A 2,923-nucleotide genomic window follows, 5' to 3' on the forward strand; every position below is an offset into this window, starting at 1 on the left:
GCTGGCGGACATGGCGATGAAGCTGGAGGCGGCGCGTCAGTTGACGTACGCGGCGGCGGCGAGGTCGCAGCGGGGGGACGGGGACCTGACGTTCTTCGGAGCGGCGGCGAAGTGTTTCGCGTCGGACGCGGCGATGGAGATCACGACGGATGCGGTGCAGTTGCTGGGCGGGTACGGGTACACCCGGGACTACCCGTTGGAGCGGATGATGCGGGACGCGAAGATCACGCAGATCTACGAGGGCACCAACCAGATCCAGCGCATCGTGATGGCCCGCAACCTGCCGTAGCCCACCCCTCCCGACCCGTCGGGGACGCGTCCTCGGGCACCCGGACCACGGCCGTACACGGGCCGGTCCGGGTGTTCGAGGCCGATGCTATGTTCCGGGAATGAGCGAGAAGGAAGAGCAGGACCAACCGATGAACGACGGGCAACCGAAGCCCGCGATGCGTGAGGCGCTGGTTGCCGCCGCCTTCGAGCTCTTCCTGGAGCGCGGCTTCGAGCAGACCACGATCGACGACATCGTCTCGCTCGCCGGGGTCGGCCGGCGGTCCTTCTTCCGCTACTTCCCGGCCAAGGAGGACGTGGTCTTCCCCGACCACGAGCGCGGCCTCGCCGAGATGACGGAGTTCCTGGAGTCCGGCAGCGGCGAGGAGGACCCGGTCCGGCACGCCTGCGACGCGGCCCGGCTGGTCCTGCGGATGTACGCCGAGCAGCCGTCCTTCTCCGTCCAGCGCTACCGCCTCACCCGCAAGGTGCCGGGCCTGCGCGCCTACGAGCTGTCCGTCGTCTGGCGCTACGAGCACACCCTCGCGCACTATCTGCGCGGCCGGTTCGCCGGGCGCCCGGAGGGACCGCTGCGGGCCGACGTGGTCGCCGCCGCCGTGGTCTCCGCGCACAACCACGCCCTGCGCACCTGGCTCCGCTCCGGCGGCGAGAGCGACTGGGTGACCGAGGTGGACCGGGCGATGGCCTTCGTCACCGACACCTGGGGCGAGCGCCCCGCCGGCGGCGACCCGTCGGCGGACGGCGACGGGCCGGAGGAGCAGGACGATGTCGTGGTGCTGGTCGCCAGCCGCCGGGCGCCGCTCTGGCGAATGGTCCAGGGCATCGAGAGCGCCCTCGGCGACCCCCGCCGGATCCACCAGGACTGACCCGCCCCCTCACCCTGATGGCGCAGGCCCGGCGGGACGCGCCGGGCCCCGACCCCCGGCTGCCGTGCGCGGTCCCCGGCGGCGGGCGAGACTCGGTCGCAGGACGTGACCGGAGCCGGACCGGCGCGGGGAACCGACGGAGGCGGACGATGCCCGAGCCGAGCGACGGTCCGAGCGGGAGCGAGGACCCGACGGCGAGGCCCGACCCGACGGCGGGCACCGGCCCGGCCTCCCCTCCCGCCGCCGCGGCGGCCCCCGCGCGGCCGGACCCCACCCTGCACGGCGTGCTGCGCACCAAGGGCTACCTCGGCCTCCTCGTGATCTCGGCCCTGGTCGGCGTCCCGGTCTCGCTGGCCGCCTTCTGGTTCGTCGGCCTGGAGCACCAGCTCCAGCACTGGGTCTGGGAGAGCCTGCCCGACGCCCTCGGCCTCGACCGCGCCCCCTGGTGGTGGCCGCTGCCCGCGCTGCTGCTGGCCGGACTGCTGCTCACGCCGATCGTCACCCGGGTGCCGGGGCGAGGCGGCCACATCCCGGTGGACGGTATGGGCGGGCCGCCCGTACCGCCGAGGGCCGTGCCCGGCGTCGTGCTGGCCGCACTCGCCTGTCTGCCGCTCGGCGCGGTGCTCGGCCCGGAGGCGCCGCTGATGGCGATGGGCGGCGGGCTGGCACTGCTCGCCGTCCGGCCGTCCCGCCGCGCGGCCCGGCCCCAGCTGGTGCCCGTGCTCGGCGCGGCCGGTTCGGCGGCGGCGATCTCCACCATCTTCGGCAGTCCGCTGGTGGCCGCCGTGATGATGATCGAGGCGGCCGGCCTGGGCGGGCCGCAACTCCTGCTGCTGATCATGCCCTGCCTGCTGGCGAGCGGGATCGGTGCACTGGTGTTCACCGGCTTCGGCCACTGGACCGGGCTCTCGGTCGGCGCGCTGTCGCTGCCCTCGGAACCGCCCGCCGGCATCCCCGATCCGGGCGACTTCCTGTGGGGCCTGCCGGTCGCGGTCGTGGTCACCGTGGTCTGCGTGTCCGGTCAGCTGCTCGGCCACCGGGTCAAGGCGTTCACCGTCGGCGACCCGCTGCGGGCCGTGCCGCCGCCGACGGCCCGGCAGACGGCTCTGCGCACGGTGCTGTGCGCGGTCGCGGTCGGCGGCTGCATCTCCGCGTACGCGCTGCTGACGGACCGCTCGCCGGAGGAGGCGGCGCTCTCCGGCCAGGCCACCCTGGGTGTCCTGGCCGCGAATCCGGCGGCCTGGTCGGTGTACGCGCTGCTGATGCTGACGCTCTGCAAGACGGCCGCCTGGGGCATCGCCCTGGGCAGCCTGCGCGGTGGCCCGATCTTCCCGGCGGTGCTGATCGGCGCCGCCCTCGGGGTGGCCTGCGGCCCGCTGCCCGGCCTCGGCATGGAGTCGGGGCTGGCCGTCGGTCTGGCCGCGGCGGCCACCTCGGTCACCCGGCTGCCGGTCACCAGCACGGTGCTGGCGGCCGAGCTGCTGGGGCCGGAGGCACCCGACTCGCTCCCGCTGCTGCTGGTGACCGCCGTGACCTCCTTCGTGGTGGGCGAGCTGCTGCGCGGGTACATCGAGCGGCGCAGACCGCAGCGGGCCGTACCGCAGGGGGCCGCGCGGGCGGCTTGAGGGGCCGACGACGCCCGCGTCAACATCAATCCGCCTTCTCCACTCCTTCGAATTAATCCGGGGTTCGGGGCCGTCACCCCGGGCAATCCCGCTCCCATGACCACCTCCTCGCCCCACCGCCGCAGCCGCCGATCCACCGACCGC

The 2,923-nt window shown here is 74.5% G+C and carries 3 protein-coding genes; all 3 read left to right on the plus strand.

The features are described from left to right. A partial coding sequence (locus tag ADK60_RS20735) for an acyl-CoA dehydrogenase family protein (protein ID WP_286185269.1) occupies positions 1–289 on the plus strand: 289 nt, incomplete at its 5' end. A gap of 157 nt (positions 290–446) precedes the next feature. Next, positions 447–1,154 carry a TetR family transcriptional regulator gene (locus ADK60_RS20740; RefSeq protein WP_079008567.1) on the plus strand — a complete coding sequence of 236 codons (708 nt, stop codon included), beginning with the start codon at positions 447–449 and terminating at the stop codon, positions 1,152–1,154. A 149-nt stretch (positions 1,155–1,303) separates the two neighbouring features. Continuing rightward, positions 1,304–2,779: a chloride channel protein gene (locus ADK60_RS20745; protein WP_079008566.1), complete on the plus strand. Its 1,476-nt coding sequence runs from the start codon at positions 1,304–1,306 to the stop codon at positions 2,777–2,779. Positions 2,780–2,923: the final 144 nt, after the last annotated feature.

The organism is Streptomyces sp. XY431 (genome assembly GCF_001279805.1).
Lineage (GTDB): Bacteria > Actinomycetota > Actinomycetes > Streptomycetales > Streptomycetaceae > Kitasatospora > Kitasatospora purpeofusca.